General features: G+C 32.1%; 27 protein-coding genes, 2 tRNA genes and 1 pseudogene. 24 read left to right on the top strand and 6 right to left on the bottom strand.

Going from position 1 to position 25,840, the window contains the following annotated elements; all coding sequences use genetic code 11:
• Window positions 1–72: 72 nt before the first annotated feature.
• From ABRY23_02970 to ABRY23_02960, 3 genes are all read right to left on the bottom strand, one after another.
• On the bottom strand, window positions 73–345 hold the full coding sequence (locus ABRY23_02970) for a hypothetical protein (GenBank protein ID MFA3782010.1): 273 nt from the start codon (window positions 343–345) through the stop codon (window positions 73–75).
• Between the two features lie 249 nt (window positions 346–594).
• Entirely contained in the window at window positions 595–855 is a 261-nt protein-coding gene (locus ABRY23_02965; GenBank protein ID MFA3782009.1) for a hypothetical protein, read from the bottom strand.
• Window positions 856–1,261: 406 nt separating this feature from the next.
• Window positions 1,262–1,335 (bottom strand) — tRNA-Arg (locus tag ABRY23_02960).
• Between the two features lie 636 nt (window positions 1,336–1,971).
• Here ABRY23_02960 and glmS point away from each other — a divergent pair.
• The 10 genes and pseudogenes from glmS to ABRY23_02910 all read left to right on the top strand — a co-directional run bounded on the left by glmS (window position 1,972) and on the right by ABRY23_02910 (window position 11,373).
• Window positions 1,972–3,804, top strand: coding sequence for a glutamine--fructose-6-phosphate transaminase (isomerizing) (gene glmS, locus ABRY23_02955; protein ID MFA3782008.1), 1,833 nt, complete (start codon window positions 1,972–1,974; stop codon window positions 3,802–3,804).
• A 15-nt stretch (window positions 3,805–3,819) separates the two neighbouring features.
• A complete protein-coding gene (locus ABRY23_02950; GenBank protein MFA3782007.1) occupies window positions 3,820–5,139 on the top strand; it encodes a cyclic 2,3-diphosphoglycerate synthase in 1,320 nt (439 codons plus the stop codon).
• A complete protein-coding gene (gene arcC / locus ABRY23_02945) occupies window positions 5,136–6,080 on the top strand; it encodes a carbamate kinase (GenBank protein ID MFA3782006.1) in 945 nt (314 codons plus the stop codon). Before ABRY23_02950 ends, arcC begins: the two co-directional genes overlap by 4 nt.
• Before the next feature lie 89 nt (window positions 6,081–6,169).
• Complete coding sequence (argF, locus tag ABRY23_02940; protein MFA3782005.1) at window positions 6,170–7,102, top strand: ornithine carbamoyltransferase; 933 nt, start codon at window positions 6,170–6,172, stop codon at window positions 7,100–7,102.
• Window positions 7,103–7,307: 205 nt separating this feature from the next.
• Window positions 7,308–8,279: pseudogene (locus ABRY23_02935) on the top strand (TRM11 family methyltransferase).
• 90 nt (window positions 8,280–8,369) lie between these two features.
• Window positions 8,370–8,699 (top strand): DNA methyltransferase, encoded by a 330-nt coding sequence (locus ABRY23_02930; protein MFA3782004.1) that lies wholly within the window; start codon window positions 8,370–8,372, stop codon window positions 8,697–8,699.
• Window position 8,700: 1 nt separating this feature from the next.
• Window positions 8,701–9,909 carry a hypothetical protein gene (locus ABRY23_02925; protein MFA3782003.1) on the top strand — a complete coding sequence of 403 codons (1,209 nt, stop codon included), beginning with the start codon at window positions 8,701–8,703 and terminating at the stop codon, window positions 9,907–9,909.
• Complete coding sequence (locus tag ABRY23_02920; GenBank protein MFA3782002.1) at window positions 9,906–10,262, top strand: hypothetical protein; 357 nt, start codon at window positions 9,906–9,908, stop codon at window positions 10,260–10,262. The genes ABRY23_02925 and ABRY23_02920 overlap by 4 nt, the downstream gene beginning before the upstream one ends.
• Window positions 10,263–11,138, top strand: a complete 876-nt coding sequence (locus tag ABRY23_02915; GenBank protein ID MFA3782001.1) for a site-specific DNA-methyltransferase — start codon at window positions 10,263–10,265, stop codon at window positions 11,136–11,138. It begins immediately after the preceding gene.
• 162 nt (window positions 11,139–11,300) lie between these two features.
• Window positions 11,301–11,373: transfer RNA gene (locus ABRY23_02910), tRNA-Phe, on the top strand.
• A gap of 175 nt (window positions 11,374–11,548) precedes the next feature.
• On the opposite strand, the gene ABRY23_02905 is transcribed toward ABRY23_02910, so the two are convergent.
• A complete protein-coding gene (locus ABRY23_02905; GenBank protein MFA3782000.1) occupies window positions 11,549–11,716 on the bottom strand; it encodes an FmdB family zinc ribbon protein in 168 nt (55 codons plus the stop codon).
• 376 nt (window positions 11,717–12,092) lie between these two features.
• On the opposite strand from ABRY23_02905, the gene ABRY23_02900 reads away from it, so the two are divergent.
• Together ABRY23_02900 and ABRY23_02895 are read left to right on the top strand one after the other, a co-directional pair.
• Window positions 12,093–12,749 (top strand): hypothetical protein, encoded by a 657-nt coding sequence (locus ABRY23_02900; protein MFA3781999.1) that lies wholly within the window; start codon window positions 12,093–12,095, stop codon window positions 12,747–12,749.
• A gap of 289 nt (window positions 12,750–13,038) precedes the next feature.
• Window positions 13,039–13,785 carry a DeoR/GlpR family DNA-binding transcription regulator gene (locus tag ABRY23_02895; protein ID MFA3781998.1) on the top strand — a complete coding sequence of 249 codons (747 nt, stop codon included), beginning with the start codon at window positions 13,039–13,041 and terminating at the stop codon, window positions 13,783–13,785.
• 16 nt (window positions 13,786–13,801) lie between these two features.
• On the opposite strand, the gene ABRY23_02890 is transcribed toward ABRY23_02895, so the two are convergent.
• Window positions 13,802–14,239 carry a hypothetical protein gene (locus ABRY23_02890; GenBank protein ID MFA3781997.1) on the bottom strand — a complete coding sequence of 146 codons (438 nt, stop codon included), beginning with the start codon at window positions 14,237–14,239 and terminating at the stop codon, window positions 13,802–13,804.
• A 167-nt stretch (window positions 14,240–14,406) separates the two neighbouring features.
• Here ABRY23_02890 and ABRY23_02885 point away from each other — a divergent pair, with 167 nt between their 5' ends.
• Genes ABRY23_02885 through purD form a run of 12 tightly spaced genes read left to right on the top strand, consistent with a single transcriptional unit; the run spans window position 14,407 to window position 25,494 of the window.
• A complete protein-coding gene (locus ABRY23_02885) occupies window positions 14,407–15,300 on the top strand; it encodes a phosphoribosylaminoimidazolesuccinocarboxamide synthase (GenBank protein MFA3781996.1) in 894 nt (297 codons plus the stop codon).
• Window positions 15,300–15,608 carry a DUF971 domain-containing protein gene (locus ABRY23_02880; GenBank protein MFA3781995.1) on the top strand — a complete coding sequence of 103 codons (309 nt, stop codon included), beginning with the start codon at window positions 15,300–15,302 and terminating at the stop codon, window positions 15,606–15,608. Before ABRY23_02885 ends, ABRY23_02880 begins: the two co-directional genes overlap by 1 nt.
• A 2-nt stretch (window positions 15,609–15,610) precedes the next feature.
• Entirely contained in the window at window positions 15,611–16,207 is a 597-nt protein-coding gene (pgsA, locus tag ABRY23_02875; GenBank protein MFA3781994.1) for a CDP-diacylglycerol--glycerol-3-phosphate 3-phosphatidyltransferase, read from the top strand.
• Entirely contained in the window at window positions 16,197–16,661 is a 465-nt protein-coding gene (locus ABRY23_02870; GenBank protein ID MFA3781993.1) for a phosphatidylglycerophosphatase A, read from the top strand. The genes pgsA and ABRY23_02870 overlap by 11 nt, the downstream gene beginning before the upstream one ends.
• A gap of 9 nt (window positions 16,662–16,670) precedes the next feature.
• Entirely contained in the window at window positions 16,671–17,927 is a 1,257-nt protein-coding gene (locus ABRY23_02865) for a competence/damage-inducible protein A (protein ID MFA3781992.1), read from the top strand.
• On the top strand, window positions 17,920–18,468 hold the full coding sequence (gene thpR / locus ABRY23_02860; GenBank protein MFA3781991.1) for an RNA 2',3'-cyclic phosphodiesterase: 549 nt from the start codon (window positions 17,920–17,922) through the stop codon (window positions 18,466–18,468). The genes ABRY23_02865 and thpR overlap by 8 nt, the downstream gene beginning before the upstream one ends.
• Window positions 18,469–18,483: 15 nt before the next feature.
• A complete protein-coding gene (gene recA / locus ABRY23_02855; GenBank protein ID MFA3781990.1) occupies window positions 18,484–19,545 on the top strand; it encodes a recombinase RecA in 1,062 nt (353 codons plus the stop codon).
• Complete coding sequence (locus ABRY23_02850) at window positions 19,542–20,177, top strand: regulatory protein RecX (GenBank protein ID MFA3781989.1); 636 nt, start codon at window positions 19,542–19,544, stop codon at window positions 20,175–20,177. The genes recA and ABRY23_02850 overlap by 4 nt, the downstream gene beginning before the upstream one ends.
• Before the next feature lie 48 nt (window positions 20,178–20,225).
• Window positions 20,226–21,395, top strand: a complete 1,170-nt coding sequence (locus ABRY23_02845; protein ID MFA3781988.1) for an acyl-CoA dehydrogenase family protein — start codon at window positions 20,226–20,228, stop codon at window positions 21,393–21,395.
• Window positions 21,396–21,446: 51 nt separating this feature from the next.
• A complete protein-coding gene (gene guaB, locus ABRY23_02840) occupies window positions 21,447–22,925 on the top strand; it encodes an IMP dehydrogenase (protein MFA3781987.1) in 1,479 nt (492 codons plus the stop codon).
• 5 nt (window positions 22,926–22,930) lie between these two features.
• Complete coding sequence (locus ABRY23_02835) at window positions 22,931–24,217, top strand: glycosyltransferase (protein MFA3781986.1); 1,287 nt, start codon at window positions 22,931–22,933, stop codon at window positions 24,215–24,217.
• On the top strand, window positions 24,214–25,494 hold the full coding sequence (gene purD / locus ABRY23_02830; GenBank protein MFA3781985.1) for a phosphoribosylamine--glycine ligase: 1,281 nt from the start codon (window positions 24,214–24,216) through the stop codon (window positions 25,492–25,494). The genes ABRY23_02835 and purD overlap by 4 nt, the downstream gene beginning before the upstream one ends.
• Here the strand turns inward: purD and ABRY23_02825 are convergent.
• Window positions 25,491–25,838: a histidine triad nucleotide-binding protein gene (locus tag ABRY23_02825; protein ID MFA3781984.1), complete on the bottom strand. Its 348-nt coding sequence runs from the start codon at window positions 25,836–25,838 to the stop codon at window positions 25,491–25,493. The two genes, purD and ABRY23_02825, sit on opposite strands and share 4 nt — an antisense overlap.
• Between the last annotated feature and the right edge of the window lie 2 nt (window positions 25,839–25,840).

Below are 25,840 nucleotides of genomic sequence, written 5' to 3'. Positions count from 1 at the left end.
TTGATGGTGTGAAATTAATTTTGAGTAGGAAAACCATCTGTCAAGAATTTGACATAAACGGATTTTGCCGTTTTATGTTGTTACATTAATATCGGATGGTATATCTAGTGAAATCTTGATTCCACCACTGTTTCCGCCTTTACCAGCTAATGCTAAAATTTCTTCCCTGTAATTCTTCGATAAGACTTTCATCGTTAGTTCAGCTAAATTTCTTCCGGCGTTTTCCATCATCTGGAAAAGGTTTGGACCTGTTTGTTCAATTGCTATTCTGTCAATTTCCTTCACTTGTTCCGTTGTAACAGAGGGAACAATTGTTCCGGTATTTGTTTTGAATTTTATACCCATAAAATTTTGTTTTTATTCATCCTCTACGAGGATGGTGGTTAATGGTTAATTTTATTTTTTCTACAATAATTGAACATCTACGATGTTCTTTCCCAATTACAGATTTTATTGTTACAGACCTCGTAGAGGTCATATTATTGTAACATAAATCTAAAAAATGATTATTAATCCTCGTAGAGGATTTATAATTTCCATTTTTGTTCATTAAAACTGTTGCCTATAGTATCGCTTGCTTTCGCACAGCATAGATCAATGTTTTTTATAATAATAAATAATACTGCCGCAAACGAGCCATACAGTAAAAATGAATCCAAGAATATAATCTAGTCCAAGAACGAATTGATCTTTCCACTCTTTATATGTTCGTCCGAGGATTTTATCTTTCTTCTCAACCAACACTTGTGTTTTTGTAAAAATCTCTGCTCCAAAGCCTATCCATGTTATCAATGCAGAAAGTGTTAACAGCAACGCAACAATTAGCGCTCCTTTTTGTTTACTATTTAATTTCATTTTGCTCACCTTATGATATTGATATAGTTTGATATGTTTTGTGATTTATAGAGCCAGCTTAGAATTGCATTATAAAGCAAATAATTGAGTAATTTTATAATTGCAATTACAGCTGAGAAGCCAGGTACCGATGTAAATTTAATTGAGAGTTGGATTTTCATTTTGTTATTTCGTTTACATAGTGTTTAATTTTTGCTTAAACGAACTTATAAACTTAGCTCGCATTGTAATGTCAAGATTTTGACAAGAGAGAAGTTTTTGGATAGTATGAGTGAAAAGCACGTTTTCAATACAAATTGATTAATTTATATTGTGAGCAAGTCAGTCGTAGGATAACTCTGCTAGTACAAAAGCAAATTAAATTAGTAGTGCTGTAGAAAGGAAGGTGTAAGAAATTTAGATTTAGTACGCCCGGAAGGATTCGAACCCTCAACCTTCTGATCCGTAGTCAGATGCTCTATCCAATTGAGCTACGGGCGCAAATATTTTCATGTAAGCAAAAATAATAATTACAACCAAACAAAATATGTAAAACCTAGTCCGCCAAAGGCGGATTGAACTAAGGGCATATAAATGTATTGTGTAAGAACTTTGACTTTCAATTTATTACTAAATAAACAAATTTTTCAGATGCTCTATCCAACTTATCCGCTTATGGTGGTTATTCAAATAAAATACTAAAGCTTGGCTTCAAAATTCAAAATAGATTACATTTAATTTTAGTTGCGTACAAAATTAGTAGAAAACAAAAATTATAACAACTTTAACATAAGTTTTTTTACAATAATTATTTGCTTTCATACTAAATCAGGATATAGACAGCGTAAAAACTAAATTGCCATAATAATTATTGTTTGTCCGATAACGACAAGTTTTTATAATAAAAAAATAGAATGAATTAAGGCAGAGTTCTAATTGATAATTCAACTAAAAATTATCAAATTAGTGATAAAAATAATATCCCACTTGTATAAAGAACTTACTTATTATGAAAAGCCTCACCGCTGAAAATAAGTTCTACTTTCAAAAATTAAATCCACTTTTATTGCGTCATTGCCCAGATCACTAAGTTTAGTATATTAATTAAATTAATTACAAAATTTAATTGGAGCTACTATGTGTGGTATTGTTGGCTATATAGGGCCAAAAAATTGCGTACCGATTTTAATTGAAGGATTAAAGAGGTTAGAATATAGAGGATATGATTCAGCTGGGATTGCCTTAATCTACAATGATAGTTCTGAGGTTATTAAAACAAAAGGGAAGGTGGACGAGCTCGAAAAGATGATTTCAAATAAAAATCTAATAGCAAATTTGGGTATTGGGCATACTCGGTGGGCAACTCATGGCGAACCTAGTATGATTAATGCTCATCCGCATTTTAACAAAGAGAAAAATTTGTTTCTAATTCATAACGGTATTATTGAAAATTATTCTACACTAAAAAAAATATTAGAAAAAGAAGGTTACAAGTTTATAAGTGAAACTGACACAGAGGTACTTGTTAATTTAATCGACAGATACTTAAAAAGGAAAAATAATTTAAGTACAGCAATCAGGTACGCATTAAACGAAGTAGAAGGTACTTACGGTATTGCTGTAATTTATAAAAATGAACCTGATAAAATTGTAGTCGCACGTAAAGGTTCACCTTTGGTTTTAGGCATTGGCGAAAAAGAAAATTTTGTAGCCTCTGATGTTAATGCTTTAATTACATACACTTCCCAAGTAGTTTATTTAGAAGATGATGAGATAGCTGAAGTTTATAGTAATCGATTTGTAGCAAAGAATATCAGCGATAAAGAAATTATAAAGGAAATACACGAGGTTGATATTGCCATTGATGAAATTTCCAAGGGCGGTTACGCTCATTATATGCTTAAAGAAATTATGGAGCAGCCAGAATCAATCTTTAATTCAATGAGAGGAAGGTTACTAATTGATGAAGGCACTGCTAAACTTGGCGGGCTGCATGGTTTTGAAGATAGAATCGCTAATTCAGAAAGAATTATTATTTCTGCTTGTGGCACTTCATGGCATGCCGGATTGGTAGGTGAATATATGCTTGAACAGTACACTGGAATTCCAGTAGAAGTCGAATATGCCTCAGAGTTTCGTTATCGACATCCAATAATTAATTCGAACGATACTTTAATTTTTATTTCTCAAAGCGGAGAGACTGCAGATACATTAGCAGCTTTGCGAGAGGCAAAAAGGAAAGGTGCACTTTGTCTTGGAATATGTAATGTTGTTGGAAGTTCAATTGCAAGAGAAAGTGATGCTGGTGTTTATATTCATGCAGGACCCGAAATTGGGGTTGCTTCTACTAAAGCTTTTACTTCTCAGTTAGTTGTGCTTTCTCTAATTACTTTGCTAATTGCCAGAAAAAAACAACTTAGTATAATTGACGGGAAACGCTTAATTAATGAAATACAAAAACTACCTGAGTATGCCAAAAAAATATTAGAGCTAAATAAAGATATTGGTAAAATAGCCGACAAATATTTTAACGCTACTAATTTTCTTTATTTGGGAAGGGGATATAATTTCCCTGTGGCCTTAGAAGGTGCTCTTAAGTTAAAAGAAATATCTTACATACATGCTGAGGGTTATCCTGCTGCTGAGATGAAACACGGACCAATTGCTTTAATTGATGATAATATGCCAGTTGTTTTTATAGCAACAAAAGATGCCGTATATGATAAAGTCATAAGTAATATTGAAGAGGTTAAGGCAAGAAAAGGAAAAATTATTGCAGTAGCAAGCGAAGATGATAATCAAATAGGTAAACTTGTTGACCACGTAATTAAAATTCCAAAAACAGTTGACATGCTTACACCAATTCTCTCTGTGATTCCCTTACAATTAATAGCTTATCATATTGCAGTTAAAAAAGGGTTAAATGTAGACCAACCAAGAAATTTAGCAAAAAGCGTTACAGTCGAATAAAAATAGGAGAACTTTATGAAACGTAAAAACGTAATTATTATGGGTGCTGCCGGTAGAGACTTCCATAATTTTAATGTTTATTTCAGAGATAATGAGGATTACAATGTAGTAGCTTTTACGGCGACTCAAATACCAAACATTGATGGCAGAATTTATCCAGCAGAATTAGCAGGTAAACTTTATCCCAACGGAATTAAAATTTACGAAGAAACCCAACTTGTAGATTTGATAAAAAAATTTAATGTCGACGAAGTAGTGTTTGCATATTCAGATGTTCCTTTCAATTATGTAATGACTAAAGCGTCAATAGTTAATTCTGCAGGAGCTTCTTTTAGATTAATGGGTGCAAAAGAAACAATGATCAAAAGTTCTAAACCTGTTATTGCTGTTTTAGCTGCAAGGACAGGCAGTGGTAAGTCACAAACATCAAGAAAGCTGGTAAAAATTCTTTCAGAAGCCGGTAAAAAAGTTGTTGCAATCCGTCACCCAATGCCTTACGGTGATTTGGTTAAACAGAAGGTGCAAAGATTTGCCGAATACAAAGATTTAGATTTCTACAATTGCACTATTGAAGAAAGAGAAGAGTATGAACCTCACATAGTAAGGGGAGGAGTTATTTATGCAGGTGTAGATTATGAAGCAATTTTAAGAGAAGCTGAAAAGGAAGCTGATATAATTTTATGGGATGGCGGCAATAATGATTATTCGTTCTATAATGCTGATGTTACTTTTACAGTAGTAGACCCACATCGTCCAGGAAATGAACTAACTTACTACCCAGGTAATACTTGTGTTAGAATGGCAGATGCAATTATTATTAACAAGATTGATTCGGCAGATTATAATAATATTATAGCTGTAAGAAATAATGTGCAAAAAATTAATCCAACTGCATTTATTATTGAAGCTGCTTCTCCAATTTTTGTAAATCAACCAGAATTAATTACCGGGAAAAGAGTTTTGGTAGTAGAAGATGGCCCAACATTGACACACGGCGAAATGAAATATGGTGCTGGTACAGTCGCTGCAAAAAAACTTAGCGCTAAAGAAATTGTAGACCCAAGACCATACACTGTTAAATCAATAGCAGATACATATAAAAAATATCCTAATATTGGTACGCTGCTGCCTGCGATGGGTTATGGCGAACAACAAATAAAAGATTTAGAAGAGACTATTAATAATACTGATTGTGACTCGGTGGTAATTGGAACACCAATCGATTTGGGAAGAATTCTAAAGATTAATAAACCTTCTACAAGGGTTACTTATGAACTGCAAGAAATTGGTAATGTTACCTTAGAAACTGTTCTTAAATTTAAAGGTATTTTATGAACAAAATTGCAGTTGTTGCATTAGGTGGCAATGCCTTACTTCGTGGAAATGAAGCTGGAACAATCGAACAACAAGAAAAAAATACTTATGATACTTGTGAAAAATTAGTTCCTCTACTTCAACGCGGGTTTAATATTGTCATTACTCATGGTAACGGTCCTCAAGTTGGAAATATACTTTTAAGAAATGAAGCAGGCTTTAAGGAATATAGAATTCCAAAAATGCCGCTGGATATTTGTGTGGCTGACTCACAAGGTGGAATAGGATACATGATTGAAAGGCAAATGAGAAACGTGTTAAGCAAAGCTAAGTTGAAAAAAAATGTAGTTACTATTATTACTCAAGTTCTTGTCGATATTAATGACCCGGCTTTTAACAATCCTACAAAGCCAATCGGAAGATTTTATTTAAAAGAAGAAGCTGATTTACTTGCTAAAGCAAATAATTGGGTATTTAAAGAAGACCCGCGAAAGCGAGGCTGGAGAAAAGTTGTTGCCTCGCCTAAACCAATTGACATGTTAAATAAAAAAATAATAGCTGACTTGGTTAAAAAGGGGAATATTGTAATTGCAGCTGGCGGTGGCGGAATTCCTGTCTACCGCCACGAAAATAATTACCTTGAAGCTATTGAAGCTGTAGTTGATAAAGATCTTGCTTCTTCATTATTAGCTAGGGAAATTAAAGCTGATATTTTTTATATAATTACCGACGTCCCCAAAGTCTATATTAATTTTAATAAACCTAATCAAAAAAAATTGGATAGAGTTTCTATCGATGAAGTAAAGAAATATTATCAGTTGGGCGAATTTCCTGATGGCAGTATGGGACCTAAAATATTGGCTGCTATAGATTTTGTTGAGTTTACTAAAAATGAAGCAGTGATAACCAACGAAAAGGAAATACAACTGGAAAATTGTGGAACTAGAATTACTTTTCAATAATTTTTGATATTATTTTTGGTAGGGATAAAAAACGTTACAATATTTTTTGTCCTTATAATATATGTGAATTAAAAAATAAGGGAGAAAAAATGGCAGTTAACATGAAAGGGAAGGATTTAATTTCAATTGCAGATCTTTCCTTAGAAGAAATTTATGAAATACTTGATGCTGCAAAAACATTAAAAGAAAAACTTTATATGGGAGAAGAACATCAGCTCCTAAAAGGAAAAACTCTTGGAATGATTTTTTCTAAGCCATCTACAAGAACAAGAATTTCTTTCGAGACAGGTATTTATCAACTTGGTGGTCATGGAATGTATTTTAATCAAAACGATTTACAGCTTGGCAAAAGTGAAAACATTCACGATACTGCTAAAGTTCTTTCAAGATATTTAAATGGAATAATGATAAGAACATTTTCTCATCAAGATGTAGTTGATTTGGCAAAATATGCTACTATTCCTGTAATTAATGGATTAACAGATTTGTTGCATCCATGTCAGGTATTGACCGATATATTTACTATTTTAGAAAAGAAAAGAAAATTACAGGGGCTAAAGTTAGCTTACTTTGGTGATGGAAATAATGTAGCTCATAGTTTGCTTAATGGCTGTTCAAAAGTTGGAATCGATATTACAATTGCATCACCAAAAGGCTATGAACCAAAAAAAGAAATCGTTGAATATGCTATTGAAACTGCAAAATATATGGGGAGCAAAGTTAAAATTATTAATGACCCGTTTGAAGCAGTAAAGTATGCAGATATTGTTTATACAGATGTATGGGCGAGTATGGGTCAGGAAAAAGAAGCCGAAGAAAGAAAAAAGATATTTCAGAAATTTCAGGTGAACTTGGAATTAGTTAAACATGCAAAAGAAGATTATTTATTTATGCATTGTCTGCCAGCTCATCGAGGAGAAGAAGTAGTTGACGAAGTAATTGATTCACCAAACTCAATTGTATTTGACGAAGCAGAAAATAGATTGCATGTTCAAAAAGCTATTATGGCATTGGTGATGTGAGAAGAAATTTAAATAATTTTACATGAAGGATGGTATGGATAATAAAAGGAATTTTCTTAAGGGAAAAGAATTAGAAGAAGCAATCTTAAATGAAAAATTAATGGGCACACCAGATGTTGAGATTGGCAGAAAATATGGGGTTACATTTAAATATCTTGAAAAGATAATTACAAGAGTTCATGGATTAAATATAAGTGCAATAAATATTCAAAAAAAAATTAAGAGTTATCAACCGAAAGATTTCAAAGAAGAAAGAACAACTGTATGGAGTTTTAAGCAAAGAGGTAATTGGGCTACTCACAGTGGCGAATACAGAGGGAACTGGTCTCCTTATATTCCACGCAATGTTATACTCAAATATTCAAAACCTGGCGAAGTCGTTCTGGATTATTTTTGCGGTGCAGGTACTACGGCAGTAGAAAGTAAATTATTAGGAAGAAGATGTATTGCTATTGACATTAATGAAAATGCAATTAAATTAGCAAAAAAGAACTTAGATTTTGATATAGAACCTCAGAAATCTCTATTCGATGAAGAAAATAAAATTGCCCCGAATTTGTCGGGGTATGAACCACAATTAATTATTGGAGATGCAAGAGATTTATCGTTCATTGATAATGATTCAATAGACTTAATTTGTGCTCACCCGCCTTATGCAAATATAATTCATTATACTGATTCGAAAAAGGGCGACCTCTCGTTGTTAAATATGGAAGAATTCCTAATAGAAATGTTCATTGTAGCGAAAGAGAGTTATAGAGTTCTAAAACCTGGCAGAAAATGTGCGATATTGATTGGTGATACAAGATCAAAAAAGCATGTTATACCTCTCGGATTTAAACTAATTGATGTATTTCTCAAAGCAGGATTTTTATTAAAAGAATTGGTAATCAAGAGGCAACATAATTGTAAAACTACGGGTTTTTGGTATGAAAATAGTATTAAGTATAATTTCCTTCTCTTAGCACATGAATACCTTCCAATATTCGAAAAACCTAAAATTGAAGAATCACTTATTATAAAAGAAGCTCAAGCAAATTATAACTCTATATTTCCTGTAAAAGAGAAGATAAAATTAATAAGAAGATTAGATAAGCTTGAGACTACAACTGTCTGGATATTCCCAAATAATGAGTTTGAAAAATTATTAGATCGGAATATAATTGAGAGGTATTCAGATAAAAAAAATTATTCTGTAATAACTTTTTTTTCAGAAAATAATAATGAGGTAAAGAACAATAGAAAAAAATCTAATAAGGTTCATTTATTGTTTATAAAATCACCTACAATTAGTTTTAATTCTTCTTTAGATGCAGAATATTATCTTGATGGAATAAAAAATATTATAAACCGAGAGTTGCCAAACTTAAATCCAGGTGGATTTTTAGTTATACAAACGCATGATACAAGAATTAATGGATATATTGAACCCCTTGCAAAAAGAGTAGTTGAGAAAATATGTGATGATAAATTGTGGCTAAAAGAAATAATAATAGTTGTAAAAGAGAATGAACATGATACTACTCAAAATACATCAGATGATTTAACAATTAAGCACCAGTATCTAATTGTTTATGAAAAAACAAAGGATACTTAATATGTCTAGTTTTATAATATTTTTAGAAAAATTAGCAAAGCATTTTAATATTGAATTTGATTATGATAAAATGAATGGTGAAGATGAATATCAATTAGCGGCGAATATTTTAAATGAAATAAATATTTATTTCTATCAAAAGAAAACAACACTCCCACCGCCATATATTTCAGAATTCCATAAATATTGGGAAGAAAATCATGAGAAGGTTTTAAATCCTAAAATTAATCCTAACGATGAGTGTTTAAAGGTCGCTAAAATATTAGAAAACATATACTCGAAATCAACAATTAAAGTTCAACTCGATACCCTTGATTTAACTAAAGAAGAAATTGCAAATGTCCGATTTTTTACAGCAATTCAAGATTTTAACGTTGATATTCATGCAAGAAGCAATCCTTTTGAATTTTTCAAAAGACACCCGGATTGTTTTAATCCTCAAAAAGTTTATGAAAATGATTTACTGATTGATGAACTTCTCAATTTTCTAAATGCTGATTCGCAGCGAGATAAAAGAAAGCCCTGGATGCAAAACTCTGCAAAATTATTAATAGACAAATACAATTCTTCTGCTTATAATATAAACGAAATACATGATGGAAATGTAATAGAAATTGTTCAAGCACTCACAGCTGAAGAAAAGTATGGCTTCTCAACTAAAAAGGCACATATGTTTTTAAGGGATATGGCTGATTTAGGTGTATGGAACTACAAAAGTAATATAGATAAGCTTGATGTAATGAGTGATAAAAATACTATGAGAGTAGCTTTAAGAACAGGGATTATGCAGTTTCGTATACCTTTACTAGCAAGTTATTTAGATGTTTACTGTTTTCAATATACGATGGTTGATAGATTAAATCGTGAAGCATGGAGAAAAGTTTGGGAAGAATGGGGGAAAATCCCTAATAATCATAGGCCGCCTACCCCTGCTTCTATTGATTATCTAATATATAGACTTGGTAAAACTGCCTGTCGCCAAAATAAACGTTATTGCCAGCCATGGAAACCGTTTGATAAGAAAAAATTAGAGAGCTTAATTCCACAAGATAGATTTATTTTTAATGAGAATAGATTTTGCATATTTAACGAGGTTTGTCAATTAGAGAGAAAATTATTAAATGCACCTAATAGTATTTCTATTGAAGGTAAAACAGGTTGGAAAAAAGGTAGGACAAATAAAGGCGGCGGCGGTGGCATTTCTTCTTGATATTAATTATAACATACCATTTAGATAAAAAATTATTTGTAAAAAATTTACAAATGGAAATCGATTTAACAATGGAATTGAATGGGATTATAACAGTTATTGAAGGTAAAAATGGGTTCCCGAAAAATTTTGCTATATATCAACTTTACCACCCATTTAAGCATTATACTATATTAAAGAATGAGAATAAATTAGAAGTTAAGCAGATTAATTGTTGTTACATATTAAGAAAAAAAGAACGGGGCAGTTCAATAATTAGGTTATATAATTATACATTTGAAGATGAAGATAATATGGCATCTATCAAATTATTGAAATGTGCTCAGTATAATCTTATTAAGAGGGGTGATTAAATGAGTAATCAAAATAGTAAAATTGAAAAATATTTGAATAAAGTTTTTCTTATGGATATAATGCAGCTTCTCAAAGAATTGCCAGATAAAAGTGTTGATATGGTTTTTGGGGATCCAGACTATAATGTTGGCATCAAATATGGCGATAAATCTTATACAAAAAATTTTGATGAATATATTGAATGGTATATTGAATTAGCCAAGGAATCGCTGAGAGTATTAAAAGATACTGGAAATATGTTTTTAATAAATTATCCAAAACAAAATGCATATTTACGAGTAAAATATTTAGACAGTGCATGTTACGAAGTCTCTGACTATGCTTGGGTATACAACACAAATGTTGGCCACACTCCTAAACGCTTTACAACTGCTCACAGAAGTATATTGCATTGCCGAAAGACAAAGAATAATAAATTTTATAAAGACAATGTAGCTGTCCCTTATAAAAATCCAACAGATAAACGGATATTACAAAATATTGCAAATGGTTCAAAGGGAAGAATGCCTTATGATTGGTTTTATTTTGACTTAGTTAAAAATGTGAGTAAAGAAAAAACATTTCATGCATGCCAGATTCCTCAAAAACTTTCTGAGATGCTTATCAAATCTTGCACAATGCCTAAGGATATAGTTTTAATTCTTTTTGGAGGCAGCGGTGCAGAAATAGAAATTTGTAAAGTTCTTAAAAGACAATTTATTTCAGCAGAGATTGATGAAAAATATTACAACATGATTTTAGATAGATTACAAAATGGAAGGATTGATGAAAAATATAGATTGAACATGAAAAAATATGAACTAAAGAATATTGAAGCTCAACTTACATTACTTGATGGACAGACTGAATATTTTATAAGAAGTAATAAAGATTAAAATAAATCTAAGTGTTGGATTCCTTATCTATTTAAGAGGTTCGCAAATATTTAATAAGGAATATTTTGTTTTCTCTTGAGCATCAAAAAACTATTTTGAAATTATTCTCATTTTCTATAGTTTAGTGCCGCAAAATTATTAACAAGTATCTGTAAACTATAAGGGCAGATAGCTCAGTCGGTAGAGCAAAGGACTGAAAATCCTTGTGTCGGCGGTTCGATTCCGTCTCTGCCCACAATGAAAGGGATGATTTCGCATCCCTTTTTTATTAAAGAAAGTTTTTATAAGGCGGTTTTTAACAACAGCAAATATCGGCCTTAGTTTTTACCTCCATAAAGGATTATTACCAAGAATCTCTTTTTGTTTTATCAGAAAATGCAACTGCGCGCGAGCTGCGAAATTAAATGTCTTTAACTTTTCTTTGATGTTACTGCCGTAAAGCTTGAGAATACTCTTTTAACATCCTCACCCTTACATTTTGGACACTGGAATGTTTTTCTTTTTAAGTACTCATCGACCGATAATGTTAAGCTAAATTTTTCATTGCACTTGTTGCATTTGAATTCATAAGTAGGCATAACTTACCCCTCCTTTTGGTAATAAACTTATCACCCGAAAGAAAGTATCTAAAAAAATATAGTTAAACATTGATTTATATTCAATCGACCGAAGATCTTAATTAAACTACTTTATAAGGCAGCAGTCTACATTTTCTGTTCGTAAAGAAACTAGATGTTAAGATTCTACAGAAATTGCCGTGATTTTTCAAGTACCTTAAGCAAGGCTGAATTTAACAAAAATTAATTTCGAATATTTTTATTGCCATTTAATTATTTTCTTTCAATATTATAATAAAGTTTCAATTACATTGTCAATTATTCACTCTAATTCCAAGTCTACTCTTTCCAGAAGGGGAAATGTTCTTAAAATTATTTTTATTACATGGAGGATGATATGAAAAAATTTTTTTTAACTCCTTTTTTAACTGCAGTTATTTTAGTTACATTTAGTTGTAACACCCAGCAAACAGATGTAACCCAACCCGCAGAAGTTCAAAAGTCGCTTAGCAAATTCAACAGTACAAATTGTACAACCATTCAATCTGGGACTCTTCATGCATCTGATGGTTCAGTACTTACCACAGGTTATGACAAGTGGGGCTATAATTATCAAGCACACATTTTTAACGGCAAGTACTGTGATGCTTATAGAAATGCAGCATGGTGTCAGGATTATAAAGATGTAAATTTGCAGATGAAATGGAATGATGCATGGCTTTCAAATACTGATTGTGATGGCGATGGTCTGTTAGACAGACATTTTGGATTCTCATCGTATCGTGGTTCTGGTGCATGGCTTACTAACCACATGTCTGGCACTTACATCGTTGATGGTAAGAAATGTCAATGGACCTACTTTGTAAAAATTGTTGCTGTTCCACTTGATGCCTACTTATCCAATGGCATTTGGTACAATTCAAATGGTTCAAAAATAGGCCCTGTTATTTGGAACGAGTTTGCTATTATTGAAGAAGTATCAAATGATCCATGTGCTGGTCAGCATGGTTTGCAGTTTGTAAGTCCAGACCATGCTGGATTAGAAGGGTGGTAAGTATTTTTACTTGATAGGATATATAACAAAATTATAAGCACTTGAATTAGAATTAAATTTTTACAAAGCACGATTTATCTTAAGTTGCACAAAGCAAGAAAGTAAATGGCAATACTTCTTACGCTACACAAAATTATTACTATTTATGTAACTTATTTAACTCACTATTCGCTAAGTGATGGATCCTTATTTTCCTAATGGGAAATTTGGGCTTAATTTCTTTTGAAAGAACGGTGTTTCAATTTCTTTGTTAATCATTTTTTTGTAATTTTGGACAAGAAATTTTGCTATGCTTAAAGAAGAAAGAAAGTCTGTAATACTAAGGGAAGTTAATCTTCACAATAAAGTACTCTCATCAGATCTATGTGAATTATTAAAAGTATCTGAAGATACAATTCGTCGTGACCTCTTAGAACTAGAAAAAGAAAAGAAAATAATAAGGGTGCATGGCGGTGCATTGTCTAAATCTTTTTATTTATCCCTTCACTCTAACAGTGTTTATTCTTTAGATGGCAAACAGGAAATTGCAAGAAAAGCAATTTCCTTTTTGAAAAATGATATGGTTGTTCTTTCAACTGGCGGAACAACAATAATTGAGTTCGCTAAAATAATCCCCGAAGAATTGCATGCTACATTTATAACAGTAAGTTTACCTGTAGCAATAGAATACACTAGGCATGAATCAATAGATGTAATTTTTATAGGTGATAAAATTTCTAAGTCATCTTTAATTTCTGTGGGCGCTCACGCTGTAGAACAAATTAGAAAAATTAAAGCTGATTTGTGTTTCGTTGGCGTGAATGCGTTAGATATTGAACATGGGTTGACAGATAATGACTGGGAGATTGTCCAAATTAAAAAAGAAATTATTAAATCTTCCGATAAAGTAATTGCTCCTGTTATAACTGAAAAACTTGATACACACCAAAGATTTAAAGTATGCGACATAGAGGAAATAGATATTATTATAACCGAAAAAGATAACCAAGATCCATTTTTTGATAAATACAAAAAGATTGGAGTAAATATTGTTTAGCAATAAGCTTTCATATTCATACTTTCTTTTGTCCGTTAGTCCTCACTTGTTTTAGCATTCTAAAACCGCTAAAATATACTAATAAGATTCCAAGAAGTATTATAATCCATCCCCAGCTGATTGAAAAATTATTAAGTGCATCTGGACTGGCATTTACCTTAGATATGAGAATCCCCATAAAAATTATTAATGATACAAATGCTATTGCAGATGCCGATATAAAAATACCAACATATTTTTTTTCTATAATCAACCAAATGCAAACCACTACACTGATAATATATGTTATTGCAAAGGCTGAAATGTTAATCCATTCCCAAACATTGTTTATTACAAAATTGTTAAATAACGGCAGTATAGTAATGTTTGTCCCATTCATTTTCGATAGTGGTAAAATAGTAGAAAATAAGAGCAAGAACGCCCCACATAAGCCAGTTAATTTGTGTCTTCTCATTTTTTAATCCCTTTGTATTAATCTAAATTACATTTTTAAACATAACAACTAATATTATGACTGTCTAAACTAAAGATTAAGTTGAATAGCAATTAATGTCTATTTATATTTCTTTTCAAATTTAATGAACATACTTTTTTTCAAATTTGTTTTAATTAGGAGAATTAATGGAACAAGTTATAACTCAAACAAATTTTAGTGATTTAAAACTCTATAAGAAAGGAAAAGTGAGGGATATTTATGACTTGGGGGAAAATTATTTAATGGTATCTACAGACAGGCTTTCAGCTTTTGATGTAATTATGAACGAAGGAATTCCTTACAAAGGTAAGGTGCTTACTAAAATTTCAAAATTTTGGTTTGATTATGTCTCTGATTTAATCCCAAATCATGTTATCTCAACAAATGTTGAAGATTTCCCGATGGAATGTCAAAAATATTCCTCAATACTTAAAGATAGGACTATGCTTGTAAAAAAATCCAAATTGATAGAAATGGAATGTATTGTACGCGGCTATATTTCTGGTTCTGGCTGGAACGATTATAAATTAACTGGCTCAATTTGTGGAATAAAATTGCCAAAGGGCTTGAGGGAATCTGAGAAACTGCCTGAACCTATTTTTACCCCTTCCACTAAAGCACAATTGGGTGTTCACGATGAAAATATTGACGAACAAAAAGCAAAATCATTGATTGGTAGTGATGTTTATAACTTTATCAAAGAGAAGGCAATTGCAATATACAACAGAGCATCCGACTATGCCGATTCAAAGGGAATTATTATCGCAGATACCAAAATGGAATTTGGCTTTTATAACGATTCTATAATTTTAATCGATGAATTGCTTACACCGGATTCATCGCGTTTTTGGCCAAAGAATGAATACGAAATTGGCAAAACTCAAAATAGTTTCGATAAACAATATGTAAGAAATTACTTGCTCTCAATTAACTTTAATAAAAAACCGCCTGCACCAAAATTGCCTGGTTATGTGATCGAAAATACAAGTAAAAAATATTTAGAAGCATTGAAAATTCTAACAGGAATAACACTAAACTAATGTTACCAGTTCAAATAAAAGTTATTGAAAAAAAATATTTACATATTAAATGGGATGATAATACTGAAAGCAAAATTAAACTTGCTAATCTTAGAAAATATTGTCCTTGCGCCAATTGTACTGGTGAGAAAGAAAACCAAAGTCTTTCTTATATCCCCATATACTCTAACGAACAACTTACAATAACAAGCATCAACATAGTTGGTAATTACGCCTTGAATATAATTTGGAAAGATGGACACAATACAGGTATTTATGAATTCAATTTTCTAAAAAATATTTCTGACAATATTGCAGCAGAAGCATAGCAATGATACTTCCTAATCAATTAACTACGTTACGAATAATACTTACACCCATTTTTCTTTTTTTATTCTTGTCTGAAGAACCATTGCTTAAGCAAATTTCCTTAATTGTTTTTTTAATAGCAGCAATTAGTGACTGGTATGATGGCTGGTTGGCTAGAAAATTCAATTACATTACCAGCTGGGGAAAGTTTTTAGACCCTTTAGCTGACAAAATTTTAACTTCTACTGCTTTTCTTGGGTTTGTTTTTGTGGGTGTGTTAGAATTTTGGATGGTTATATTGATTATCGTTAGAGATATATTCATTACTTTATTACGTGCTTATGCTGAATATAAAAACGTTTCTTTTACAACAAGTAGATTTGCAAAATGGAAAACTTTTATCCAAATGTCTTTTCTTTATTATTTGTTGTTAATTTATACTGCTAAAACTATTGACTATGTAAACGATTACTACAGTTTTATTTTGGTAAGATTATCAAATGCTATATTTATATATTACATGATGCTTTTTGTAACTATTATTACAGTGATTAGCGGCGTTTCATATTTGTATTCTAACAGATATTTAATTAAAAGGTTGTTTAGTCTTGAAAATTAATTTTATTGAAAAAATTATTGGTTCAGTTTTTTTTACAGGCTATTTCCCATGGGCCACAGGAACATTTGCTAGCTTTATAGCGCTTTGTTTTTACTTAATACCCGGTTTCGAAAACCCTACTTTATTGCTTATCCTTATTTCTGTTTTAATTGTGTTCGGTATTGGTCTGGCTGAAAAGTTTGAGAAAAGTTATGGCAAGGACCCAAAGGAATTTACACTTGACGAACTCATTGGTACTTGGATTTCTTTTCTCTTTTTACCTAAAAGCATTTTTTTAATTGTACCAGCTTTTTTGATATGGCGTATAATGGATATTATTAAACCCTTCCCAATAAGAAAAATTGAAAAATTACGCGGTGGATGGGGTGTGGTTTTAGATGATGTTGTTGCAGCTTTTTATTCTTTCATTATAATTCAGATAACATTAAATTTATTTTATAATTCACTCATTTAATCGAATAATATGAAAGCACAAATTATTACTATTGGTGACGAAATAATTATTGGTCAAACTCTCAACACTAATGCAGCATTTATTGGTGAACAGTTAACTAAACTAAATATTACTGTGACAAAAACAAGTGTTGTTCCTGACGAAGAAAAAGAAATATTGAAAGAATTTAAAGATGCATACCAAAATAATAATATTGTAATTGTTACTGGTGGTTTGGGACCAACACACGATGATGTAACACGAAAATGTGTTGTCAATTTTTTTAAAACTGAGCTGGTAACAGACCAAAACGTGTTAAACGATATTAAAAAATTTTTTGAAACGCGCGGTAGACCATTAACAAAAGTAAACCAAGAACAAGCATTAGTGCCTAAAATTGCTACAGCAATTAGAAATTCAAGAGGAACTGCACCAGGTATTTGGATTGAAAAAGAAGAAAAAATTTTTGTAGCTATGCCGGGAGTACCTTACGAAATGGAAGGTATGATGGAAAGTTTTGTAATTCCAAAATTAACAGAAAAAATAGGTACGCAGAAACAGTTTATTCAAAGAGTGAATTTGCTTACTACAGGTATACCAGAATCACTTTTATTTGAAAAGTTAGGTGACTTGGATAAGTTGTTAGAAGGTGCTAAACTAGCTTTCTTGCCAAATCAATTTGGAGTAAAATTAAGACTAACAGTAAAAGAAGAATCAATTGAGAAAGCACATAACAAACTAACAGAAATTGAACAGAAAATTAGAACAATTATTGGTCGATATATTTACGGTAAAGAAGATGATACTCTTGAATCAGTAGTAGCTAAGTTATTAACTGAAAGGGGATTAAGAATTTCTGTAGCAGAATCATGCACGGGCGGCTTAATTTCTAATAGACTTACAAATATAAGCGGTAGTAGTAATTATTTCGATAGAGGTGTAGTTGCATACAGTAATGCCGCTAAAGTAGAATTGCTAAAGGTTAACGAGGATGTAATACAAAAATACGGCGCTGTTAGTATGGAAGTTTGCAGACAAATGGCAGAAGGCGTAAGGGCAATTAGCGGCTCTGATATTGGTCTTGCAGTAACAGGCATTATGGGACCCACTGGAGCCACAGATAATAAACCTGTGGGCTTAGTTTATATCGGCATTTGTGATGAGAAAATCTGTACAGCGCGGGAGTACCGATTTGGCGATAATAGATTGTTAAATAAAGACAGGACAGCTCAAGCTGCATTAGACATGCTAAGAAGAAATTTGTTAGGAATTCCTTACGATGAATAGATTGTTTATTGCAGCTGAAATTCCTGAAGATGCTTTAAATAAATTAATTGAAATAAGAGATAACATCTACAACGATCCGAGAATTAAATGGGAACCTAAAGAAAAACTTCATATTACATTGAAATTCTTAGGTGATGTAGAAGAAGAAAAAAACAAAAAGCTGATTGAAACAATTGCAAATGTGCTTAAAGATAAAGCCAAGTTTGATCTCTTTTTTGAAAAATTTGGATTTTTCAAGAAAGCTGGACAGCCAAGAATTCTTTGGGTGAAAACAAACGATTCAGAACAGTTAAAAATAATCCAACATGAAATTGACAATTGTTGTAATGAATTAGGATTTCCTAAAGAAAACAGAGAGTTTAAACCACATGTTACATTATTAAGAATTAGAGGTAATGAGGATATTCAAAAAATTTATAAGTTTAGTAATCATATATTTCCTAAAATAACTTTTACCGTCTCAAATATAATTTTATTTAAAAGTGAGCTTAAATCTACTGGTTCGGTATATCACAAAATAAAAAACTTTAACTTACATTAAACAACGGAGGAACAGATGGCAAACGATAAAGATGCTAAAATGAAAATACTCGAAGACACGATTTCTAATATCGAGAAAACCTACGGTAAAGGCACAATAATGAAATTGGGCGATGGCGTTATAAATGAGCTGGAATCAATTTCGACTGGCTCAATTTCCCTTGATTATGCTTTGGGTATTGGCGGGGTACCGCGAGGCAGAATTGTAGAAATATTTGGACCTGAATCTTCTGGTAAAACTACACTATGCCTTCATATTATTGCTGAAGCTCAAAAGAAAGGTGGACTTGCTGCATTTATCGATGCTGAACATGCACTAGATGTTAATTATGCTAAACGTTTGCATGTTGATACTAATAATCTTTTGCTTTCTCAACCCGATTTTGGAGAACAAGCATTAGAAATTGTTGATACTTTAATTCGAAGTAATGCATTAGATGTAATTGTAGTTGATTCTGTTGCTGCACTCGTGCCACGCGCCGAAATAGAAGGCGATATGGGAGACCCGCAGATGGCCATGCAAGCAAGATTAATGTCTCAAGCTCTACGAAAAATTACCGGCGCTATTAGTAAATCAAAAACATGTGTGATTTTCACAAATCAACTCAGAAGCAAAATTGGAATTATGTTTGGCAACCCTGAAACTACAACCGGCGGTAATGCATTAAAATTCTATGCAAGTGTAAGATTAGACATTCGCAGAATTGCTGCCATTAAAGATGGACAAAATGTTGTGGGCAATAGAACCAAAGTTAAAGTCGTTAAAAGTAAGGTCGCACCACCGTTTAAAGAAGTTGAATTTGATATTCTTTATAACGAAGGAATAAGTAAAGCAGGTGATTTGATTGACCTCGCTTCTGAATTGAACATTATAAAGAAAAGTGGTGCTTGGTTTACTTACAACGATGAACGTTATCAAGGGAGAGAACAATTTAGGCAAAAATTAATGGAAGATAACGAACTAATGACAAAATTAGAAAATGAGGTAAAAATTTCCTTAGGTATGATTCCAAAAGAAGCTCAAGAGGGAACTCAACAAGAGAAAGAATTAGAGACAAAGAAACAAAAAAGTAAATGATAATTCAATCAATACAAAAGAAGGGAAATAATGTTATTATCACCTTTGATAACTCTGAAACTATAACTGTAGCTTATCAATCTGCTGTTAAAAAAGGTCTTAGAAAAAATGATGTGTTATCAGATTCTGATTTAGAAGAACTTAAAATTGACTCAGAAAGACTTAAAATAAAAGATTATATCTTCAAACTGTTATCACGAAGAGAGCATTCATCCTACGAACTTAAAAGAAAACTCATTCAAAAAAAATTTAATCATCAATTGGTTGAAAACGTTATTAATGAATTTTTGGAAAAGGGCTATATAAACGACACTTTATTTGCTGAAAATTATTATAAACAAAATATTGTTAAAAAAAAGATTGGCATAAATAAATTAAAAGCCGATTTATTAAAACGAGGAATTGAAGGAAAAGTAATAGATAAATTGATTGATGAAAATCGAGATACTGACTTACTGATTAATAATGCTGTTATATTAGCTCAAAAAAGAATTAACTACTTAATAAAAATTTATTCAGACAAAAATAAAATTCGACAGAAAGTTTTCTCTTATCTTCAAAATAAGGGTTTTGAATACGAAATAATAAAAAGCGCTTTGAGACAATTAGATATAAATATTGAAGACGATTGAGTGAACTGCGATAGTTTATTTATATTTCATAAGTAAATATTATTTTTTATGTCAATGTTTAAGGGTGTAGATTATATAGAAATCGATTCACTGTTCAGTCAAGAAGAAATTCTTGTTAGAAATACTGTACGTGAATTTGTTGAATTAGAAGTTCTGCCTGTCATTGAAAAACATTACCGTGAGGGCACATTTCCAATGCATTTAATACCCAAAATGGCTGAATTAGGTCTTTTTGGGAGTAATTTGCCAAGCAAATACGGTTGTGCCGAAATGAATAATGTAGCTTACGGCTTAGTAATGCAAGAACTTGAGCGGGGTGATAGCGGAATTAGAAGTTTTGTCTCTGTGCAAAGCGCACTGGTTATGTATCCAATATATACTTTCGGTGATGAGAATCAAAAAGATTATTGGCTGCCTAAGCTTGCTAAAGGAGAAAAAATTGGCTGCTTTGGTTTAACTGAGCCGGATTATGGTTCTAACCCAGCAGGAATGATAACTCGTGCTGAAAAAGTAGAAGGGGGATATTTGCTGAACGGTGCTAAAATGTGGATTACAAATGGTAGTATTGCCGATGTAGCTGTTGTCTGGGCTAAACTTGATGGGGTAATTAGAGGCTTCTTAGTTGAAAAAGGTGCTGAAGGATTTACAGCACCCGAAATGAAAGGTAAACATTCTTTAAGGGCATCGGTAACTTCTGAATTAATATTCCAAGATGTTTTTGTGCCAGAAAAAAATATTTTGCCAAAAAGTGATGGGCTTAAATCACCTTTAATGTGCTTGAACCAAGCAAGATACGGAATTGCATGGGGAGTTGTAGGTTCTATGATGGCGTGCTACGATACTGCATTAAATTATGCAAAATCAAGAATTCAGTTTAGTAAGCCAATTGCAGCTTATCAAATTACTCAAGAAAAGCTGGTCTATATGCTCACAGAGATAACAAAGGCTCAACTGCTGAATGTACAATTGGGCCGATTGAAAGACAAAGGAACGGTAAAACATACACAAATTTCAATGGCAAAAAGAAATAATTGTGAAAAAGCACTTGAAATTGCCAGAATGTCTAGAGAGATTTTAGGTGCTAATGGAATTTTAGATGAATATCCTGTTATGCGTCATTCTGCTAATCTTGAATCAGTTAAAACTTATGAAGGTACTCATGAAATGCACACCTTAATAATTGGTGAAGATATTACTGGCTATTCAGCTTTTGATTGAAAATTTAGAGACCACTTAATGTGGTCTTTTTTGTAATCATTAGAGGCTATTATGAGAAAAGATAAAATTGAATTTGAGGGCTTAACATTTGATGATATTCTTTTGCTCCCAGCAAAATCTGCAGTGCTTCCTCGTGAGGTAGATGTTTCCTCTTACTTAACACCTGAAATTAAATTAAATATTCCTTTCTTATCGGCTGCTATGGACACTGTTACAGAATCTGAAATGGCAATTGCTATGGCAGCTCAAGGTGGTATTGGTATTATTCATAAAAATATGTCTATTGCACGTCAAGCTGAAGAAGTAGATAAAGTTAAAAGATCTGAAAGCGGAATGATTCACAATCCTATTACACTAACCCCCGATAAAACTGTCGAAGAAGCTGAAAACTTAATGTCTAAGTATAGAATTTCAGGTATTCCTATTGTTGATTCTCAAGGCAAGCTTATAGGAATTCTAACTAATAGAGATTTGCGTTTCGAGCCTAATAGAAAATTGCCTGTATCAAAATTAATGACAAAAGAAAACCTAATTACAGCCCCATTAGGCACAACTCTTGAAGATGCAGAGAAAATTCTCCATAAGTTCAGAATAGAAAAATTACCCGTTGTTGATAAAAAAGGAATAATAAAAGGACTTATAACATACAAGGATATTTCTAAGAAAAAGAAATTTCCAAATGCAAGTAAAGATGATTTAGGAAGATTAAGAGTTGGTGCTGCAGTTGGAGTATCAAAAGATACTATGGAAAGAGTAGAAGCTTTGGTCAGTTCTAATGTTGATGTTATTGTAGTTGATACTGCGCATGGTCATTCACAAGGTGTGCTGAAAACGATTAGTCAAATAAGGAAAAAATATAAGTACCTTCAGTTAATTGCTGGAAATATAGTTACAGGAGAAGCAGCTTTGGAACTTATCAAGATTGGAGTAGATGCTGTAAAGGTAGGAATTGGAGCTGGTTCGATATGTACTACCAGGGTGATTGCTGGTGTTGGTGTGCCTCAGATTACTGCTGTTATAAATGTAGCAAACGCTTTGAAAGGCAAAGGGATACCAATTATTGCTGACGGTGGAATTAAACAGACCGGTGATGTACCAAAAGCTATTGCAGCGGGTGCTGATACAGTTATGATGGGGGGCATGCTTGCAGGAGTTGAAGAAACACCAGGAGAAAAAGTTCTTTACGAGGGAAGGAGCTTTAAAATATATAGAGGTATGGGTTCGTTAGGTGCAATGAAGCACGGCAGTAGTGATAGGTATTTTCAAGATATGGAAGAGGATATAAAAAAATTAGTACCTGAAGGCGTAGAGGGCAGAGTACCATACAAAGGACCACTTTCTGAAACTATTTATCAATTTGTCGGTGGACTAAGAGCCGCTATGGGTTATTGCGGCGTAAAAAATATCAATGAATTAAAGACAAAAGCTAAATTTGTAAAAATAACAAATGCTGGCTTGCGCGAAAGTCACCCACATGATGTGATAATTACTGAAGAAGCACCAAATTATCAATCTTATAAAAAAATTTAATAACTATGTTTAGAGTTCTAGTATTAGCTTATTATTTCCCGCCAATGGGATTAAGTGGTGTACAACGAACATTAAAATTTGTTAAGTATATGCCTTATTTTAATTGGCAGCCTGTAGTGGTAACCGCAGGTAATACTGCTTACTTTGCACATGATATGTCACTTCTAAAAGAAATAGAAAATTCGAATATAGAAATAATTAGGACGGAAGCTTTCGATGTTAATTCGCTCTTGGGATTAAAATATCAAACTGTTAATATGCCAAAGGAATTTCTACGTAAAATTTTATCATCGATTAGCAAAGCCTTTTTTATTCCAGACAATAAAAAATCATGGTCGAAAAAAGCATATGAGTTAGTTAGGAAAAAACTTTCGTCTGAAAAATTTGATATTTTGTATGTAACTATTCCGCCATTTTCATCATTTTATTATGCTGCAAAATTGAAAGACGAATTTAATATCCCGCTATTTGTAGATTATAGGGATTTATGGTACGAGAATCATTTCGCATTTTATCCTACTCCATATCACAAATGGAAACATAAACAACTTGAATATTTTTCCCTTAAGCACGCTGATAAAATTATAGCTGTCAATAGGAAGATAAAAGAAAAGTTACTAATGAATTATAAATTCTTATCTTTTGATGATATTGTTATTATACCGCATGGCTATGACCCAGAGGATTTTGAGAAAGTTGAAGCTTTGCCAAAGAACAACAGCAAAATGAAGCTTACATATTCAGGCATATTTTATGAGAAAATAACTCCTGTCTATTTTTTAAGAGCGTTTAAAAAATTATCAATTGAAAACCCCGAAATAGCAGCTGATATACAATTGGAATTTATTGGCTACCTAAGAAATGAAAACAAAAAATTAATATCAGACTTAGGTTTAACTGAATATATTTTTGATTATGGTTATTTAGAGCATGTAGAAGCTGTTAAAAAAATTAAGTCTACTGATATATTATGGATGATGATTGGTAATATGAAAAATGCAGACACAATTTCAACAGGAAAGCTATTTGAATATTTTGGAGCGCGCAAACCAATATTAGCTTGTGTGCCTGATGGAGCTGCTAAATCAGCATTAAAAGAATACGGCGCTGCTTTTATTACTGCGCCAGATGATGTTGATGATATCAAAAACAAAATCTTGGATATATACAGTCTTTATAAATCAAATAAATTACCATTGCCTAATGAGGATTTTATTGAAAAGCACAATCGCAAAAAACTAACAGAAGAATTAACAAAACAATTTCAATTCTATTTAAAGGAGGAGAATTGAAGGTAGCTGTTTTAGGTTCAGGCGGTAGAGAACATGCATTAGCGTTAAAAATTTCTGAAAGTCCCTCTTTATCTGAGCTTTTTATTTTGCCAGGAAATCCTGGTACAAAAAAATTAGGACATAATATTCAAATTGACATAAACAATTTTTCTTCTGTAATAAATTTTTGTAAGACTAACTCAATAGATTTTGTAGTAGTTGGACCCGAACAACCCTTGGTCAACGGTATAATAGATGAATTGAAGAAAAATGGTATTGTTGCCTTTGGCCCTTCAAAAAATGCTGCTCGCTTAGAAGGCGAAAAATCTTTTGCCAAGCAACTAATGATTGAAAATTCTATCCCAACTGCTGCATTTAACGTTTTTCAAAAAGATAATTATAGCCAAGCAGTTGAATACTTGAAAAGCACAAAATATCCAGTTGTAATAAAAGCCGATGGTTTAGCAGCTGGAAAAGGTGTGGTTATAGTTAATTCTTTTAATGAGGCTAAAAAAGAAATTTCAAACTACTTTGATAAATCTTTATTTGGCAAAGCTGGCGAAAAAATTATTATTGAAGAATTTATGGAGGGTGAAGAAGTTTCAGTTTTTGCTATTACTGACGGAGTAGATTATGTACTGCTTCCAACTGCACAAGACCATAAGAAAATAGGTGAGGGGGATGCAGGTAAAAATACTGGTGGAATGGGTGCATATTCTCCAACACCATTTGTCTCAAATGCCGTTTTAGAGCAAATTAAAAGAAGCATTATTGAGCCAACTTTATTTGCAATGCAAAAAGTTGGTTCTAAGTTTTCGGGTTGTCTTTATTGTGGACTAATGTTAACAAGTGATGGTCCAAAAGTAGTGGAATTTAATTCTCGCTTTGGTGACCCTGAAACTCAAGTTGTTCTTCCTTTAATTGAGGGCGATTTTCTTAAGTTATTATATTCCAGTTCAACTGGGAAAATTGACAAAGATTCAGTTAAGTTTAGCAATGGAGCATGTGTTGGCGTTGTTTTGGCATCGAAAGGCTACCCAGAACATTATGAAAAGGGTTATAAGATTTATGGCTTAGATCAAGATTTTGATAATGATGTAATTATTTTTCATGCTGGCACAAAAGAATCTAACGGTGAAATTATTACAAATGGCGGCAGAGTATTAAATGTTATAGTTAAGTCGAAAAATAATGACTTAACTTACTGTAAAAAAAGATGTTATGAAGTTATTCAAACAATATACTTTGATGGGATGTACTATCGTAAAGATATATCTGATAAGGCATTTAAGCATTAGCCTGGAGGCCAATTCATCTTTCTTCCGCCAAGCAAATGTAAATGCAAATGGTAAACTTCCTGACCCGCATCTGCTCCACAATTAAAAACCAGTCTAAAGCCGCTTTGTGATATATTTTCTTTCCTTGCTATTTCATTTGCAGCGTCAATCATATCACCTAATAACTTTGAATGCTCCTTGCCCGACAGCTCCTTTACTGATGGTATTTCAATCTTAGGAATAATTAGAATGTGTACTGGGGCTTGGGGATTGATATCTCTAAAAGCAAGAATTGACTCTGTCTCATAGACAATATCAGCTGGAATTTCGCGATTAATAATTTTAGAAAAAATTGTCTTTCCCATAA

The organism is Melioribacteraceae bacterium 4301-Me, assembly GCA_041538185.1.
Lineage (GTDB): Bacteria > Bacteroidota > Ignavibacteria > Ignavibacteriales > Melioribacteraceae > Pyranulibacter > Pyranulibacter aquaticus.
Note: the sequence above shows the minus strand (reverse complement) of the source record. Positions and strands in the feature narration are given on the sequence as shown.

Coding starts and splice junctions, on each gene's coding strand:
- ABRY23_02970 (MFA3782010.1), bottom strand. CDS start 345: ATGGGTATAAAATTCAAAACAAATACCGGAACAATTGTTCCCTCTGTT.
- ABRY23_02965 (MFA3782009.1), bottom strand. CDS start 855: ATGAAATTAAATAGTAAACAAAAAGGAGCGCTAATTGTTGCGTTGCTG.
- glmS (MFA3782008.1), top strand. CDS start 1,972: ATGTGTGGTATTGTTGGCTATATAGGGCCAAAAAATTGCGTACCGATT.
- ABRY23_02950 (MFA3782007.1), top strand. CDS start 3,820: ATGAAACGTAAAAACGTAATTATTATGGGTGCTGCCGGTAGAGACTTC.
- arcC (MFA3782006.1), top strand. CDS start 5,136: ATGAACAAAATTGCAGTTGTTGCATTAGGTGGCAATGCCTTACTTCGT.
- argF (MFA3782005.1), top strand. CDS start 6,170: ATGGCAGTTAACATGAAAGGGAAGGATTTAATTTCAATTGCAGATCTT.
- ABRY23_02925 (MFA3782003.1), top strand. CDS start 8,701: ATGTCTAGTTTTATAATATTTTTAGAAAAATTAGCAAAGCATTTTAAT.
- ABRY23_02915 (MFA3782001.1), top strand. CDS start 10,263: ATGAGTAATCAAAATAGTAAAATTGAAAAATATTTGAATAAAGTTTTT.
- ABRY23_02905 (MFA3782000.1), bottom strand. CDS start 11,716: ATGCCTACTTATGAATTCAAATGCAACAAGTGCAATGAAAAATTTAGC.
- ABRY23_02900 (MFA3781999.1), top strand. CDS start 12,093: ATGAAAAAATTTTTTTTAACTCCTTTTTTAACTGCAGTTATTTTAGTT.
- ABRY23_02895 (MFA3781998.1), top strand. CDS start 13,039: ATGCTTAAAGAAGAAAGAAAGTCTGTAATACTAAGGGAAGTTAATCTT.
- ABRY23_02890 (MFA3781997.1), bottom strand. CDS start 14,239: ATGAGAAGACACAAATTAACTGGCTTATGTGGGGCGTTCTTGCTCTTA.
- ABRY23_02885 (MFA3781996.1), top strand. CDS start 14,407: ATGGAACAAGTTATAACTCAAACAAATTTTAGTGATTTAAAACTCTAT.
- ABRY23_02880 (MFA3781995.1), top strand. CDS start 15,300: ATGTTACCAGTTCAAATAAAAGTTATTGAAAAAAAATATTTACATATT.
- pgsA (MFA3781994.1), top strand. CDS start 15,611: ATGATACTTCCTAATCAATTAACTACGTTACGAATAATACTTACACCC.
- ABRY23_02865 (MFA3781992.1), top strand. CDS start 16,671: ATGAAAGCACAAATTATTACTATTGGTGACGAAATAATTATTGGTCAA.
- thpR (MFA3781991.1), top strand. CDS start 17,920: ATGAATAGATTGTTTATTGCAGCTGAAATTCCTGAAGATGCTTTAAAT.
- recA (MFA3781990.1), top strand. CDS start 18,484: ATGGCAAACGATAAAGATGCTAAAATGAAAATACTCGAAGACACGATT.
- ABRY23_02850 (MFA3781989.1), top strand. CDS start 19,542: ATGATAATTCAATCAATACAAAAGAAGGGAAATAATGTTATTATCACC.
- ABRY23_02845 (MFA3781988.1), top strand. CDS start 20,226: ATGTCAATGTTTAAGGGTGTAGATTATATAGAAATCGATTCACTGTTC.
- guaB (MFA3781987.1), top strand. CDS start 21,447: ATGAGAAAAGATAAAATTGAATTTGAGGGCTTAACATTTGATGATATT.
- ABRY23_02835 (MFA3781986.1), top strand. CDS start 22,931: ATGTTTAGAGTTCTAGTATTAGCTTATTATTTCCCGCCAATGGGATTA.
- ABRY23_02825 (MFA3781984.1), bottom strand. CDS start 25,838: ATGGGAAAGACAATTTTTTCTAAAATTATTAATCGCGAAATTCCAGCT.